Annotated in this window: 18 protein-coding genes; 9 read left to right on the forward strand and 9 right to left on the reverse strand. The window is 39.3% G+C overall.

All coding sequences use genetic code 11. The annotated features are described in order from the left end of the window. The first annotated feature begins 6 nt into the window (after window positions 1–6). From GYY70_RS05305 to GYY70_RS05345, 9 genes are all read left to right on the forward strand, one after another. Window positions 7–438 carry a hypothetical protein gene (locus tag GYY70_RS05305; protein ID WP_174831516.1) on the forward strand — a complete coding sequence of 144 codons (432 nt, stop codon included), beginning with the start codon at window positions 7–9 and terminating at the stop codon, window positions 436–438. A gap of 10 nt (window positions 439–448) precedes the next feature. Beyond that, complete coding sequence (locus GYY70_RS05310) at window positions 449–652, forward strand: DUF2116 family Zn-ribbon domain-containing protein (protein ID WP_174831517.1); 204 nt, start codon at window positions 449–451, stop codon at window positions 650–652. A gap of 47 nt (window positions 653–699) precedes the next feature. After that, on the forward strand, window positions 700–1,161 hold the full coding sequence (locus GYY70_RS05315) for a hypothetical protein (RefSeq protein WP_174831518.1): 462 nt from the start codon (window positions 700–702) through the stop codon (window positions 1,159–1,161). A gap of 13 nt (window positions 1,162–1,174) precedes the next feature. Continuing rightward, window positions 1,175–1,657, forward strand: coding sequence for a hypothetical protein (locus GYY70_RS05320; protein ID WP_174831519.1), 483 nt, complete (start codon window positions 1,175–1,177; stop codon window positions 1,655–1,657). A gap of 9 nt (window positions 1,658–1,666) precedes the next feature. Continuing rightward, window positions 1,667–1,885, forward strand: a complete 219-nt coding sequence (locus GYY70_RS05325; RefSeq protein WP_174831520.1) for a hypothetical protein — start codon at window positions 1,667–1,669, stop codon at window positions 1,883–1,885. Then, on the forward strand, window positions 1,863–2,900 hold the full coding sequence (locus GYY70_RS05330; RefSeq protein WP_174831521.1) for a metallophosphoesterase: 1,038 nt from the start codon (window positions 1,863–1,865) through the stop codon (window positions 2,898–2,900). Before GYY70_RS05325 ends, GYY70_RS05330 begins: the two co-directional genes overlap by 23 nt. 191 nt (window positions 2,901–3,091) lie before the next feature. Next, window positions 3,092–3,871, forward strand: a complete 780-nt coding sequence (locus tag GYY70_RS05335; RefSeq protein ID WP_174831522.1) for a hypothetical protein — start codon at window positions 3,092–3,094, stop codon at window positions 3,869–3,871. Between the two features lie 13 nt (window positions 3,872–3,884). Then, complete coding sequence (locus tag GYY70_RS05340; RefSeq protein WP_174831523.1) at window positions 3,885–6,041, forward strand: AAA family ATPase; 2,157 nt, start codon at window positions 3,885–3,887, stop codon at window positions 6,039–6,041. 93 nt (window positions 6,042–6,134) lie between these two features. Beyond that, entirely contained in the window at window positions 6,135–6,590 is a 456-nt protein-coding gene (locus GYY70_RS05345; protein WP_174831524.1) for a hypothetical protein, read from the forward strand. Between the two features lie 249 nt (window positions 6,591–6,839). On the opposite strand, the gene GYY70_RS05350 is transcribed toward GYY70_RS05345, so the two are convergent. From GYY70_RS05350 to GYY70_RS05395, 9 genes are all read right to left on the reverse strand, one after another. After that, window positions 6,840–7,604, reverse strand: a complete 765-nt coding sequence (locus tag GYY70_RS05350; RefSeq protein WP_180214717.1) for a peptidoglycan-binding protein — start codon at window positions 7,602–7,604, stop codon at window positions 6,840–6,842. After that, entirely contained in the window at window positions 7,588–7,881 is a 294-nt protein-coding gene (locus GYY70_RS05360) for a hypothetical protein (RefSeq protein WP_174831525.1), read from the reverse strand. Before GYY70_RS05360 ends, GYY70_RS05350 begins: the two co-directional genes overlap by 17 nt. After that, window positions 7,874–8,260, reverse strand: coding sequence for a hypothetical protein (locus tag GYY70_RS05365; protein ID WP_174831526.1), 387 nt, complete (start codon window positions 8,258–8,260; stop codon window positions 7,874–7,876). The genes GYY70_RS05360 and GYY70_RS05365 overlap by 8 nt, the downstream gene beginning before the upstream one ends. Before the next feature lie 106 nt (window positions 8,261–8,366). Further along, window positions 8,367–9,545 (reverse strand): hypothetical protein, encoded by a 1,179-nt coding sequence (locus tag GYY70_RS05370; RefSeq protein WP_174831527.1) that lies wholly within the window; start codon window positions 9,543–9,545, stop codon window positions 8,367–8,369. Window positions 9,546–9,554: 9 nt separating this feature from the next. Continuing rightward, a complete protein-coding gene (locus GYY70_RS05375) occupies window positions 9,555–11,231 on the reverse strand; it encodes a DUF1983 domain-containing protein (RefSeq protein ID WP_174831528.1) in 1,677 nt (558 codons plus the stop codon). After that, entirely contained in the window at window positions 11,218–13,134 is a 1,917-nt protein-coding gene (locus GYY70_RS05380; protein WP_174831529.1) for a tail fiber domain-containing protein, read from the reverse strand. Before GYY70_RS05380 ends, GYY70_RS05375 begins: the two co-directional genes overlap by 14 nt. Before the next feature lie 63 nt (window positions 13,135–13,197). Beyond that, entirely contained in the window at window positions 13,198–14,763 is a 1,566-nt protein-coding gene (locus GYY70_RS05385; protein ID WP_174831530.1) for a host specificity protein J, read from the reverse strand. 1 nt (window position 14,764) lies between these two features. Next, on the reverse strand, window positions 14,765–15,520 hold the full coding sequence (locus GYY70_RS05390; protein WP_174831531.1) for a tail assembly protein: 756 nt from the start codon (window positions 15,518–15,520) through the stop codon (window positions 14,765–14,767). Further along, window positions 15,513–16,259: a C40 family peptidase gene (locus GYY70_RS05395; RefSeq protein WP_174831532.1), complete on the reverse strand. Its 747-nt coding sequence runs from the start codon at window positions 16,257–16,259 to the stop codon at window positions 15,513–15,515. The genes GYY70_RS05390 and GYY70_RS05395 overlap by 8 nt, the downstream gene beginning before the upstream one ends.

The following is a 16,259-nucleotide window of genomic DNA, read 5'->3' on the forward strand; positions in this document are numbered from 1 at the left end:
AACATTATGAGTAACGTAATTGTTCAAAGCATAGTGAGTAAAGCCAGATTAGCAGAGCTGGAAGCTCTATCTCGAATTCTAAAAGTTTATAAAACTGAAAACGCTAAGCTCTACAAAATTGTCAGAGGTTTATTATCTCAGGATATTGCGGTGGGTAAACCAAAGGATTTTGTTGAGCTTAAAGATAATCTAGAAAGGTTAACCACTGAAAATACCAAGCTTAAGAAAGAGTTAGTTAGTAAAGAAGAAGTAATAGAAAAGTTAAGGGCTGACTCAGATTCAGGTGATTTGAATTCAGATGAAGAATGCTCAAAGCTCCGGACTGAATATAAAGAAATTCTTATTGAAATAGTCAAGCTATTACATAAGGGCGACTATCTAGAAATGGAGTATATCCTGCGCGACCAACTTACGCGACTCAATTATTTTTATAGTTAAGGAGACACTGATGGTAGATATTGCTGATCAGGCATCCTTGGTTGAGCAAAGCCTTTTAGAAGCGGCTCTTCGTAATTCCAAACAAAATACAGAAACTACTAAACCTACAGGTTACTGCCTGTACTGCGGTGACCCCGTGGAAGGTGACCTACGCTGGTGTTCTGTTGAGTGTCGGGATGACTACGAACGAGACCAAAAATTAAAGAATATGTAACTTTTAATACAGGGTGTTAGTTCTAAAACTAACACCCGGAGGTGTTTATGCGTAATACAGGTAAAGAGTCAGAAGAACTCGTCAGACAGGCTCTTAAAAATGTAAATCTTCCTATTTTCGATTGGCAACGTATGTATGACGCTACTTCGGCCAGAAATACGTTTATGGCCCAGGTAGGCGACTTCCAGTGGTTTTTGCCTAATCATCATGGGGTAATCGAGGTCAAAAGCACTAAACATGCTTATCGATTAAGTAAGAATGCCTTTAGTAGCAATCAACGCGCTAAATTGTACAGACGTTCGAAAGCCGGAAGTACTGTATCTGTTTTAGTTCACCATTACGAAGCTGGATACTGGCACGTAGTACCTTTAGATGTTGTCTATGAAATTTTCAATATTCAAGGACAAGCCAGTATTGACTTAAGTAATTATGAAAAACATCTTACTGCTGACAGCGCGTTGCTGGCAGTTTTAAAAGAGGTTCTGTCACAGAACTCAGCGAATAATTAACAGAGGAAATTTTATGGATTTGTTAGTCACTATTTTACTTTATATGTTAATTGTAATTTGTCTGTTAGCTGTAGCTTTTGGTTCTTATAAATTAAGTCAAATTGTTATGGATATAATCGATTATGGCGATTGGCCTGTAGCTGACGATAATATATGCGATATGTTGGAAATTATTTTATCTGATTTAGATAAGTATAAATCTTGTATATCGTATAACTCTTACCTTTTATATATACGAATTGATGTAGAAGAAGGTTATTACAAACATATAATTCTTGATTACGCTGACAAACTTACTATGACCACCCCTGCCGGTTTAAAATTTCCTAAATCCAGGGAAAAAACTCTAAAAAAACTAATAACGAGAGCAATTAACGAAATCGAAGCCTCAGATAATAATAAGAAATTAACGAAAGTTAGAAGTTATTTATCCTCAGCATTAAACCCCACTACTAATCAGCATAAAACTCCTGAAGTTTTAGATATTGATGAATAAGGAAACCTGATGCAGAACTTGGGCTATGTAAGCAGGTTTACTTGGGATTGGAATTGGGATTGGAATTGGGATTGGGAATTGATATTAGGAATTACTGGGTTATTTATATTAGTGGCCATAATTTCAAGAAGTTTAACTTTTCTAATATGTATAACCTGTAATCTTTTTATTCAATTAAAAACTAAATTTTCTAAAAAGGAATCTATTGAAACTCACCGTAATAAATGACACACATTTAGGTGTGTCTCGTCAGACAGGAACTACACCTGAAAGTCAGAAAGCACTGACAGAATTCATGAAACAGCAGTTTCTAGATTTATTAAACAGAGCAAATAATTCAGACTTATTAATAAATGGAGACCTGTTTGATAAGTCTGATGTAGATAAGTCAATTGAATTTTTTGTGTTTAGACATCTACAAAACTGGTGCGTAAATAATCCGAATAAAACCTTATTTTTGGCGGCTGGAAATCACGATGAAAGCAAGAGTTCAGATGTTATTTCCAGTTTTCATAATTTGGCTTCGTATTTAGAAGCTTCAATTTCTAATGTAAAAATCATTAGTAAAAAATACGAAGAGATTTATCCGGGAATATTTGTCATTCCGCACATGATGAATCAGGATTTGTTTAGTCAGGAGTTGGCAGAGGTTTTAAAACAGTCTCCTAAGTATGTTTTTCTACATGCAAATTATGACAACAAGTTCGCAGCTCAGACCGACCACTCTTTAAATGTGTCTGCCGATTTAGCTCTGGAATTTGCAAAAGTAGGTACTACCCTAGTATTTGCGCATGAGCACAAAAAACGACAAATAGGTAATGTTCATATCGTAGGAAATCAGATTATCAGCTCAATTGCTGACTGTCTGGGCGACGATACTAAACAATATGTAGTGTTATATGACACAGTTTTGCAATATGTAACTTATCAGCAGATAGCAGATTGCTTTGCTGAAATTGATTGGACTGCCTCAGAGATTCCGGAGAAACACTTTTTAAGAATATCCGGTGAAGCTGATCAGTCAGAGGCGGCTGCCACTATTTCAACACTTAAAAATATACGTCAGAAATCTGAGGCTTTTGTGGTAACAAATTCAATTCGAATTAAATCTCTAAGTAATGAAAAGTTTGCAGAGGTTGACGATGTTAAAAAATATGATGTTAAAGAGTTGGTTGCCAGCAGACTATCTGAGTCATTGAAACATAGATTTGAAGAGGTGGTAGCTTTGATGGAGGATAATTAAATTGAACTTCACACTTATAGTAATTATGGCACTTTTTATTTTAATTCCTACGGTATTTTCAGCTACAGATACTATAAAAGAATCTGAAAACAAAGCTAGAGATTCCATAATTCTTATAGCTATATTATGTACAGCCCTGGTGGCTGTTACTGGGCTTTTAGGCTATTTCGGAAAATTATGAAAGATTTATTATGACAAGTGAAAATATTTTAGATTTAAGTTTATTCAGCTCAGTAGAGCCTTATAAAATTGATGAAGTGTTAAGTGAAATAGAGGTTCGATTAAAGAAAATTCTTCAATATGTATTTTCAGTTTCGGATATAGAACTTAAATACAAAGCGGTAAGGACAAGGAAGAAAGTCTATAAGTTATTTCTATGTTTTGATATTAAAGTTTTACTGGCTGAGAACGCTGTTATTAGAAGCCCTTCTCGTCATATATTAACTTGGGAAAAAGATAGACGTTTAGATACCAGGCTTGAACAGGAGAGTTTTATTAACCAAACAGTAGACCAACTTGCCCGTGTAATATTTTACAAAGAGTTGGGTTTAGTACAGTATATGGAATATCTTAAAGTTATAAACCATTTATATGTTATTCAGAAAGACCCTATATTAAGACAAGAACATAATTTACAGTTAGATGGTAAACTACTTTTTTATGGATTGAAAAAAGTAGTTTACCGCTCAGACGTAGAACCTTTTATAGCCGGGTACATTTCTAACGCTAACCTTGTTTATAGTAATAAAAATTTACCACCTAAAGGTGACTTGCTTCGTTTCACTTGTACTTTAAATACTATGAATTTATCTGTCACGCCTGCTTCTCCAGAAGCACGGGAAGAGTTATTTTATTGGAATCACCCTCAAAGCATCAAGGAACGTATACTGTCTAAAATGGGTGATCTATACAATAATTTAGAGCGTCAGGCCAAAAAATATAAATTTGAAGTTAGACACTTAATGGCTTAATAAAAAAGAATTTATGCTAACAAAATTAGAATTAACAAATTTCAGACAGCATACTTCTCTCAAATTAGAATTTACGCAAGGTGTTACAGTTATTCGAGGAGCAAATGAATGTGGTAAATCAACCATATTCGAAGCTGTAACCTTTGCGCTATTCGGTGTAGAAGCCTGTCGTTCAAATGATTTAACTACCTGGGGTGCACCAGACAAATCCCATGTTGTAACCTTAGAACTGAATTTAAACGGTCAGACATATCACATTGTACGTTCTGCTAGAGGGGCAGAGCTTAATTCAGGTGATATAAAAATCACAGGACAGCGTGAAGTAACCAGACGTTGTGAACAACTTCTGGATTTAAAGCCCGGAACAGGTACTAACTTAATGTTTGCCTCGCAGAATTCAGTCAGAGGCACACTAGATGAAGGTAGTAAATCTATCCAACTAATAGAGAAGCTGGCAGATTTTGATGTGGTCGATGGTTACATTAATACTCTACAGACCAATTTTAGTTTAGGTAAGTCTGACCATCTGCAACAGCTAGTTGCAGAACTGGAAACTCAACTGGTCAATACCCACCAGCAGATAGATGACTTTATCGATATTGATGAGTTTGAGGCTACTGAAAATAGTACTCTAGATGAACAGTTACAGGCACTTAAAGCTCAGGCTACTGGTAAAAAATCTGATATAGACAGACTTACAGAGCAGTTGGATAAAATCCGAGGAGAAGAAGAAACCAGAAATAAGTTAAAACTCTCTATTGCAAACGTTGAAAAGAGCCTTGATTCTATAAGGTCAGGGTTAAATGCACCTGTATCTACACGACCAAACGCTCATCTTGTAGCGGATGCTGAATCACGTGTGAAATTTCATGAGCAATTAAAAAATATACGTGCACAAGCCGACATTCAGAAAAAGCTCGGGATTCTGCATTTAGATTATTTAAGTTATTCCTACTATTGTCCTAGTCATTTTGATTCTAAAAATCCACTTATCAGAATTAATGGAACAAAAGAATCCATACAGCAAGATATAGGAATGCTTGAATCAAACTATAGTGAGTACAGGATTCGGAAACAGGAGTTACTGTTAAAGCGCAAGAACCTGGAAGATCAGAAATGTACTAATTTAGGCTGCCCCACCTGTAAACGGGAGTGGGATAATGCAGATGAGATGCAGAAAAACAACGCTCGTATTTCCGAGGAAATTGTTGAACTCAACATTGAGTTGGCCAAACTGGATAACTCTATTATTGAAGTCGAATCTGAAATTAATAAGTTGAAAGCGGTTTTGCGTCAGCCTGAATTTACCCCTGCAATAAACTCAAAATGGGTCATAGATGATGACGGAAAATATCCACTGAAATATAAATGGACAGGTGGAGAGCTCGCAGAGGTTGATCATGAGGTCTCCAGACAATTGGAAGTGTACGAAGATTTATTGGAGGACTTATCAGCGTGGGAATCTAAGCAGGAAGTTTTTAAACAACAGCTTGTTGATGCTGAAACCCAACTGGCGGAGTTAACTGAAAACCTTGCTCTGGTACCTGAATCTGATACCTCATCTGCTGAGCTTTCCCACACTTTAAATCAGGTTAGACTGGACTTGAATGATATTCAACATGGTATCAATTCAGTTAATAGTAAAAAATCTGAGATACCGGTTAAAGTTGAGCAATTGCGCAAACAATATTCTGAACTTAAAACTGAGGAAAATAATGTAAAAGACAAAATTAATAACTTTAAGAATGAGATTATTAATACTCAAATTAATAACGCATTGTTAAAGGCTTTACGTGAGATTAAACCTATACTGGCCAACACCATCTGGCAGCAGGTCTGCAATACAATTTCCCAGTATTTCAGCACCATGCGAGATACACCTTCTATAGTTACTAAAGCCAGTACCGGGTTTGAAGTAGATGGCCATAATACTAAAGCACTGTCAGGCAGTACGCTGGATGTTTTAGGCATAGCGATTCGGGTAGCACTAACGAAAACGTTTTTGCCAACATGCGGTTTTATGTTACTGGATGAACCTTTTGCAGCCTGTGATGTTGAACGCCAGATGCGAGCTTTAGGATTTATTACTTCTACAGGCTTTGATCAGATAATTATCGTCACGCATGAAGATACAACGGAAGCTGTTGCTGATAACCTGATTACATTGTAAACGTAAAAACCAGAGTTAACTCCTCTGGTTTTTATTTCCTTATTAATACGGTAAAATAAATTTTTAAATTAATTTTATCAAGAACAAGTGAGAATGGTTAACAAAGACAAGACTAAAGACAATTCAATATTAGCTGCGAGAGCACAACGGACGCTTAAAGATATAGGTGTAAATCCACTTATCCCGCAAGACCCCAGACAATGGAAGTCGTATATCATTAATCTCCGGACTGCTCTTCTGGGTTTAACTACTGAAGAGTTCTGGGATATTGTAGGACTATCCAGAAGTTCGGGTGTCAAGTACGAAAGCTCAGACAAGTCTTACAGCAGACATCCTAATCGGAAACTTATGCTTCTTATAGCAGAGGCCTTTAAGCTGGAATGGGAGGTACCTGACCGTGTCCCTAATATCCCTGTTGATTCGAAATCCTCTTCTAAGATGTTAGAAATGCTGGAAAAGAATAATGTCAGCATGCAGGAACTAGAGATTCTTCTCAACTGTCTGAGTAATTTACGGAAATTACATTCTAAGATGGGAACTAAAAATTAACCTTTAAACTATGAGGTTTGCATGAATTATATTAATTTAAGCAACTCAATATATTACACTAACTACAAAAACTGGTCAGATGCATAATTCATCTGACCAGTTGTCTATTTGTCTATTTGGGTCTAGGTTGACAATCTTCGATTGGTTCTAACCGCCCTTTCTCATATTTCAATTCTCTGTCTACAGTAAAATACGACACCAAACCTATAAATACGGCAATTGCCATTAGAGATTTAACGTCTTTTACAGTCATGCGCGAGCCTTACGTAAAGCCAGCTCAAACAGTTCTGCATGACCTGCAATTTTTACTGCTCTGTCTGTACCATTAATAATCTTCCTTGCTCCTTTGTAGTCCGCATTATTTAAAGAAATATAATTCTCTAGCTTCATACCAGTAAACCAACCTTCAACCATACCCTGTTCCATAATGGCATAAGCTACATCTGTTTTCAAAGCCAGTTCCGGGTGATGGATCAGGTCAAGGTCTAATGCTTTACCTGCTCTCTCGTAATTCTCATACCAGGTTAATTGAACGTAACCTCGTCCATAATAGATAGGCAGACTGCTGTTGTATGCCTTGCCATCTTTTCTGATATGTCTACCATACCTCTTACCTTTACCCTTACCATACTCTTCAATTGGCCGCATAGTCGCAGCCGTCTCATGATAAGCAGTTGCCAGTATGTAAGCCGTATTATTAGTGGTTTGCCCTGCCATACAAGGCACGAGAATATTCAGGCAATCTACCTGAGTCTGAGTGAACTTACCGAATAACGGTCGGATACTATCAAAAAATATCTTCGGATTAATGGGTTTCAGGTCTTTTTCTCTTAATACTGGCATTAATTTAGCCCAAGTCTTAGAGCCAACTTCACCATCTACTAATAAACCTGATTGTCGTTGAAATTGTTCAACTGCCGTTTGGGTTTTGACACCAAACATACCATCTATTGTTAAACCTAATGCATGCTGTAACGCACGCACCTCTGCTCCTTTGCTACCTTGTCTTATCATGTACACCCTTTGGTTTGCGGTTTTTAGTTAATTGAGTGATCTGGGAATAGAAAAATAAAGCCATACCCACATCAATCGGAATATCAGCCGGTGCCAGAACAATCGTTGGTGACAGAAGCACCATTGCAATTGCCGAGACTGCTCCGGCTGTAAGCAGGACATACGCCCACATCTCTAGCTGATAAAATTTCCACTGCCGGTTGGATATCCGGCACACTGCAAAAAGGAAGATAAATACTGACGCAGTTATTTTTATGGATGCTAATAGGTTAATCATGTTTTGAGCCTCCGAACTTATCAAATAAACTTGTCAATATTCGTTTTCCTCCATCTGCAACAATAGGTAACAGCCAAGGCCATGCACCACCAATCACAACAGGGATAGCTGCGCTAAAAAAGGCATTGGCATTATCAAGATTAAATTCTTTCTCAATCGTAAACTGTAATACCGGTGTGAATGCACCGGCTAATAATGTGCTTGTAACTACATTCGTTACGCCAGACAACCGGGTTATAGACGGTTGAAGACTTTGAACTGCTGCACCGGCTAATGCGCCTAAAACCAGAGCCTCAATAGGCATTCCTAGAAAAGTACCGGTTATTCCTACAGCACCCAGATTCAGAACATAGTTAGATCCGCCTGAACTTAAAGACATAGATTCTTTTGGTATTTAATAAGTTATATTATAGCATAAATTCACTATTTTTTCCTTATAAAATAGTGTATTCACTATTATAAATGAATTATAACAGTGAATTTAACTAATACATTACCACACCCATAAAAACCCCCACCTGCTCTAAAGCCTCTTTAGTTATTCCTCTGTCTTTTGCAAACTTAGGTAAGGAGTATTTCACGTAGGCTCCTTCTTTCGAGTTTGAACTTCTGCTGGCCATCCAGTCCCATGTATTTGAGTCAAATGTACCCATACTAAAAGAGAACTGTTTGGATTTATCACTTGGATTCCATTCGCCTCCGCCGGTAAATCCCATTAGAGATGAAGCCCATTTACTACCATGCACCCAGTTAATACCGTTAAATACACAGCAGGCAGTTGACCCTGACTGTCTCCCATAGACAAAAGTATCTACACGACTGAATACGCATCCAAGTTTGTAGCTTGATGACGGAATAGAATTGATACTCCCTGAGTTAGAAACAAAGACCGGTAACAGGGGTGGATTTTGAGATGTAAATGTTTTACTACCGTCTGTCCGGAAAGTTTCAATACCGTAGCCCGGATAGATAGGTGCGGTTGGCCATTTACTATATATTTGTATCTGAATATCCACGTAATCAGCTTCACTGAAAATTACGTAGATTTCCTGTGTAGGTGTCTTACTGAATAATCCAATAGAAAATGAACTGGAGAAATCCGCCGGATATAAAGCAGCCACTTCATCCTGTCCTACACGCACTACTAATAGATGCATGGTAGGACTGTCAAATTTCACTTTGCCACGTTTCATCCACATCCGCCGTGACCGCTGAACAAATTTACTTTTAAGCATATATGAAGACATCTCTTGCATAATGCTGATCAGACTCCCCTGACCCCAAAACCCATATGTAGGTGCACTGGGCTGAATAATAGCTTTAGCCGGGGAATTTATTGTATTTGTTAAACCTAGAAGGCTGGCTGTTGAACTAACTATGTGCCCGTTGGCATAGGAAATTGAGCCGGGAGTATAAGTGTTCTCACATAATTGATGAGCTACAGAGTCAGAGGTTGCAGCATTGAACTGATCAACTACACCTTGTTCAGAGTCTGACCAGTAACCCATAATGGGCGAAAGTGGGAATTCAACTTGAGAATATTTATTGGGTGTCCAGCTATAATCAACATTCTGTCCGGATTTATTAATATCAAACGCTACACCCATTTCAGTTGTAGACAGGAGTTTTACACCTGAGCCTAAATAAACTTCTATACCGTACAAACAACACCTCTAATACCGTCCGGATAGATATCCGATAACAACCATAATATTTCCGTTAGTATCATATACACAGATATTCTGACTAGTAAGAACCAGTCCACGTTTAGTCTGACTGTTGTCCCGTATGCTGACGTTACCTCCGTTATCAACTACAAAACGTCCATTACCTATGTTTAATGAACCACCATTTATCTGGCCACCTCGTAGTTCGTTACCGATTAAAGTTTTACCACTCAAAGTACCAGAAAGTACTAAATCCCCATTTAAACCAAGTATGCCTTCCTGAGCGGTAAACAGAGGCACTTTCTGGCTTGTCCAGACCGCAAACTTATCTGCCTGTACCACAAATTCAGACTGACCGCTGGCTCCGTCCACACCCAGATGCACACCTCCGATAACCGGTTGCCCTTTAGAATTATCTACAGACACCTGCACCTGCCATGTCGCAGACAGCTTCCCATTCAGGTCCGCATATGAACGAGCAACCTCGGTAACCTGAGCTTTTGCATCATTAACCTGTGCAACGACTGTGGTTAGTTTTTCACTCTCAGCATGCTGCTTATCTGCTAATGTTGTTATCTGTTCAGCGACAGTAGCTATATTCTGATTAACCTGAGATTTGACCGCTTTTATTTGTTTGGTTAGAGCATAGTCACCGCTGGTAATCTGAGAGTAAACATCCCACTTTCCAGCGCGCGGTGTATCATCTCCAGCCATCTCCTGACTGTCCCCAGCGAAGTCTGGGATGTTTTGAAGTAATTCGTCGGTAATTTCTGGTTTAAACTGTTCAAAAGATAGACTTCCATTAATCTGGTCGAGAATAGGTTTAGGGTCAGGGTCGGCGGTTGCTTCAATAACATTTGTGAAATCACCAGTTACCCCAGTTTCATCCTTAAATCTCGCCCATAGAAAATAGTGGTCGGATAGTTTTACATTTTGTACTGTGTAACTACTAGTGGGGTAAGGTACAGAAACCAATAACTGCGCAGTGTCTAATCTGTTCTCAGTGTTTATGAATATTTCGGTACAAGCCTGATTTACGACAGTTATAGGATTAACCCAAGATAGGTGAATAGAATATAAGCCGCCTTTTGCTTGAAATCCTGTCAAGGTGTAGTCAATAACAAAAGTCTTTACCTGAGGTTCTGACAGTGTACCTTTAGCAGTCCTACCTCGTATCTCTATACGGTAGTTACCACAAGGTAAATCATTTAATTCTATATTAGGGGTTTGTGCGTCAGGTATATGGCGATAAAACACACCATTACGGTAAACCTTGACATCATAAGAAACGTAGGAACCAGACAATGACCCATCCCAACCTACATTAACCTTACCGCCCTCATCTGAGACCGTAATATTATTAATTTCGGCTTTATCAGTTTTATTAATTGTGGTCGGGAAATTAGCGGCTGAATCTATCTCACCATACTTAGAAGGGTCGTGACTAACTGCTGAGATGGTGTAGGTCTCTTCTCTGGCGTTCTCTGTGATACTTACAGTGCGAAACAGCCTGGACTTAACATCCATATGAATAACACAAGTATCTCCCTCTTGTATCGGGATAACAGGGTCGATAGTTAAGTTACTTCCAGATTGAGCTGTTATCTTTGCGCTCTTGATACCATTTTTTGTTGCTACAAAAATTGTACCGCCTACTACGGATTTATGCTTAAACTTCGGCATCCGTCTCCTGTTTCTTCTCTAAACTCTCAATCTTTTTAGTTAACTCATCCACTTTACTGATTAAAGCCAGAATACACTCATGGTTATAGGCACTCATGGCACCATAGTCCAGACTTAATGAGTCTTTGACTACTGTACCGTCATTCAGAGTGATATCCTGATTCACGTAGACACTTTCAGGCAGCACCTTTTCAATATCTTGTGCTATAAATCCTGCTTCATAATGATTATTGGTTTTTCGTTTGAATACATAACCTCTGAAGGATTTGCACTGCTCTAGAATATCAGTATCTGAACCTATAACCTTAAATTCAGTCTTTAAACGTTTATCAGATGAACTAATCCAAGTACCAGAACTATAAGCGTTGTTATCATTTTTAAATACCCAGTAATGCCAGTTCTGACTCCAATCTTTAAGACTAATAGTTGCCTGTGTAGAATAACCCGCACATTCTTCTATAAAGAAGTCTGCCCGTATTCCTCTTTGCTGATCACCCCACATAGGACAACTGGAAGTCAACAACGGACCTCGATATACCTGCCCAGTTACAACTGCACCTCCAGCACCCCAACCAGCACTATTCTCTAAACAAAGATTAGTGTTCCCACCTCCGTATGTTCTAATAACCTGAGGCATTGAAAATACGTTAGATTGATTCAGTACAGGTATGACGGCACCATCCTGACCAACATTATAGGTAGATGCAGTACCCAGCCCCAACTTATTTCGTCCCATTGCCGGATTACTATAAGTAAAAATCTCTCCGGAATCTGAATTTAAAGTATATTGGCGAGTAGTAGGTGTTTTAGTTGAGTAATCCACTGTATTAAATTGAATACCAGCTCCGTCTACACCAACTGTTTTAATACTATTTATACTGGCTGATGCGTATTTACTGCCTTTAACTGAGAGTGAAGTTTCTAAAACACCCCCGGATACTACTGAGCCATTAACAGGTACATTAGACTGAGCTGTCACAATTTCCTGCCGTGTATTAACACTAAGAATATTGTTTACACGAATGATAGCTATAAAATTAGCGGAGACAGGTCTGTTTTCATTTGCGGTTGGAACGACTCTTGATGCATCTAACCTCAATATTGTGGGTGACATACTTGAGTTAGTGTATTCAGCCACTGTAGCATTGCTGCCGGCTAAATAAAACGCTCCTGAGGGCAACTGCCAGGCAGAAGCCCCTGCTGCATGAATAGAAGCTTCAATATTTCTGATAGCATCGCCATTTACAGTACCGCTTGCAGCATAACCATCACCACGAACAAACAACCCTTTCAGACTGCCAGACTGCTTACCGTTAATATCCGGAACCCGAAAAGTTGTTGAGCCATTTCCGGAAGAAAAAGAAGCACGTTTATCTGAGGCACTAAGCCATTCTGTATCACTAACTATATTAAGTAAGTCTCTTGACAGTGTGTCCCACAATTCAGGGTAATCTTCTCTATTCAGGAGTTGTCCGTCCGCTGGTATGTATCCGACAGGGATTGCGGCACGAGAGCCATTAAACCACTGAATAGCTCCGATGTAGTCTGAAACTACATGGGTTGTACCGCTTGAAGAACCTGAGCCTTGAGCAAACTTAGCATTAAGCTGGCGCAGAGTAACAGAACCCATATTATCCGAAGCATCTGCTGGCTGAATAATATTGTGTTTTAAGCCATTTAAAGCTGTTATATCGGAATTATCCCCTTTAGTAGCGAAGTTTTTAATAGTTGTAGTTAATTCCTTATTAGTGCTACTAACAGTTTCTAATTGTTCTGACACCCTGGAGATGCTATCAACCAGAATATCAACATTATCATTACACTTCTCAAATGCAGTCCTTTGACTGTCTCCACCTCTACCTGTAGAATCTAATCCCAGATCAATTTTTGTTACTTCAACCATAAAAATATACGCAGTTAAACCGCGTATATTATACTCTTTTTTGCCTGTTATTTCAGCAATCTATTACGTTTTAGGCTTACTTGGAACTTCTTCAAGCCTCAGACTTGGCACTCGTATTTTATTACCCTTAACCGAAGTAACTCGACCGCCTAAGGGTGTTCCTGCGTAGTCACTATCAGCCACCTGAATGATGTCATGAGGTAAATGTCTTAAACCTTCCCGACCTACAGTGAATGATACGGATAGCTGCTGACGTCGCTCAGTTTCAAGCAGCCACTTTGCAAACCTGATAGCCTGACCGCGACTGTCACAGCCAAATGCAGTAACATTTTTGGCAATAAACCCATATTTACGGACTGCCTCGTCATCCTGTACTAACTCTTGTGTAGGCTCGCTATTGTTATTCCGGTCAATATATTGAACATACACGGCAGTATGAATAGCTTTAACACCTACACCTGAATAAGTAAATTGACCATTTTCCACATTGGTATTGGTATATTGTGCAACCGGTGGGTCATTTTTATCGACCACTACTGAGAACTGAGCACCATTCCAAATCTGATAACCGGTCACAATAGAGCACAAGTCAGATATTAAGTCATAAGTAGCGCGCTCTTCCGAAGCATAAACATTGCATACTGCCCTACGCTCTTTTCCGCCAAACCCATCGTCAACTAAATCATCACACCACTTACCTATAGCGTAAAGTGTCCACTTATCAATGTCAGAAGCCTGTATCCGACTGGCAATACTGCTGTAACGACTGGTCGTTAAAATATCATACAGCACCCACATAGGATTATTAGACCACGCCACTTTGAAAGAGCCATCCCAAACCGGAGAGTTATATGTCCCATTAACAGGGTCGTAATTTGAAGGAACCTGAATCAGCTTACCCAGAATATCATAGGTAATCGTAGGCATACTGCTTCCAAACTGATCAGTATCAATTGACCACGCAGCCAGCGCAGTGTTAGCGTGATTCAGTTTTGTACCAATAATCTCGACATACGAGAAAAAATAGGTATTATTCACCACTAAATCCGAGTTACTATCGTCGGTAATTCGGGAAACTCTGATATTGAATGGTGAGGCCGGAACTTTATCAAATACCACATCGGTCATAAAGTTACCGCTGCTTTTCTCTGTGAATGTTACTACTTGAGAAGAGAAGACAGTATTCTTAACTAAATCTACCACTACTTGTGTGGTAGTAGGTTTAACATCTCCGGTCTTTTTATCTGTCTTGGAATTTTTACTTACACCTACAGTCACCCGTAAACTGGTCAGATTATCATTAGACACAGTTCTGGAAATATTCAGAGATTTTTTAACTTCCACGCCTACATTCGTAACATTATCAACCTGCTCAAATCCAGGCAGATAAGTCTGATCAGCGGCACCAGTAGTAAATAGTCCGGTTACACCGTGAAAATTAAATTCTCCAGACCGGCTTTGTACAGGTGTGTTATCAAAATATACGGATTGCAGAGGATCTTTAGTTACAAAACCTTGTATTTCCCCTTCACATATAGCATGAACTACTTTCAGAGACTGAGCACTTGAGCCGGTATTAGGGGCAATATAAGGTGTCCGGCTACCACCACTAGACTGTTTACCACCCATATCAATCCACTCCTACACTAACAGTATAATTGGCATTAAGTACACTATCATTATTACGGTCAATATTGTAAGCAACGCCGTTAGGGGCAGTTGCTGCTACCGGAGACACAAACGTTTTCTTTAAATTCAGATTTAAACCAATATCCGGGTTCTGCATTACCGGGTCATTTTTAGTATCTACCCTGCGGGTCTGATAACCCTGACTGATCACTCTCGCACCACACCGGACACGACCATAAGCAAGAGGAACAGGCTGACCGTCTGCTCCAGAATTTTGCAGATTAGAAAATGATGTATTTCTGCTGGACTTTTCCTCTTTGCCAGAGTTCATATCTAGTGATGGTGTTTTAGTTAATAGCTGGGCTATACCTCCAAGCACCAGTGACGCACCCATCATAAACATCCCGCCGGCCAATGTACCTGTTCCCAGATATGCCCAGCCAGCAGCACCACCTGCATACCAACTTGCAGCAATCAACACTACACCTACAACAATCTGTGTATATTTACCCGCACCAGAAGTAACAGGTGTCAGATGTAACTCACCTTTAGCATACTGGTGGAATTTTTCTTTAACAGCTTCTTCATCCAGAATATCCTGATTGAACTTCACCTGATACTGTCCGGCATTAATATAAGCACGTAAGCCTTCAATCTGTACCATTAAGGCTTTCAGAGCCTCAGCCGGACTGTGAGCGTGCAGACTGAACTCCTGACCATATCGACGTAAATCGCCATGAAAAACAACTTTAATCACTTAAACCTCTTACATTATTTTCTAAATCATTCTTTATGGCTGCAATCATGTCCGGCTGCCAGTCTTTATGTCTCCAGATGCTGTCAGTGCGCCGGCGCAGTGCCTCTGTGTAGACTTCTTTACCACTTAGGCGGTCAACCTTATGATGAATAACTTCCCCGTGGCCAATGTACAGCAGAACATGGGCAGGAATATTGCTGTAAGCTGTCAGAATAACGTCACCCACCTGTAGTTCCTGAACTTTAGAAAAGCCTCCGTCAGGCAGGTTATTTTCAAAGCTGTGAATTTCCGCATCATAATTAATGTCAATTCGCTGATGGTCACGAAATTCAATACCAGCCAGCATAAAAGCATCACGAATCAGAGTAAAACAATCCTGTGTTCCATATTCAAACACTCTTCCGCGTAATAACGGGGCATATCTGAACGTCTTTATTTCACCTCCTGTTACTAAAACCCAGGGTAACTTACTTTGGTGCTGAGCTACCCGGTCTGCACCAGATAGATAAGGTTCATTATTCGGGTGACTGTGGACAATCGCGACTACCTCTCCTTGCTTTTCCGCAGTTATCCAGTCATCTGAACTTATTTCAAAACTCTCCTCAGGTAGAGCTGAAACATTTGTACACGGGTAGTAGGTCTGACTTCTTTTATTCTGTACAACAAAACCACAAATTTCTGTTTTGCTGTCTGCCGCATGAGTTTTAATCAGACCTTGGACTTTTTTAGTTAATTTCAT

The organism is Snodgrassella sp. ESL0324 (genome assembly GCF_013344955.1).
Lineage (GTDB): Bacteria > Pseudomonadota > Gammaproteobacteria > Burkholderiales > Neisseriaceae > Snodgrassella > Snodgrassella alvi.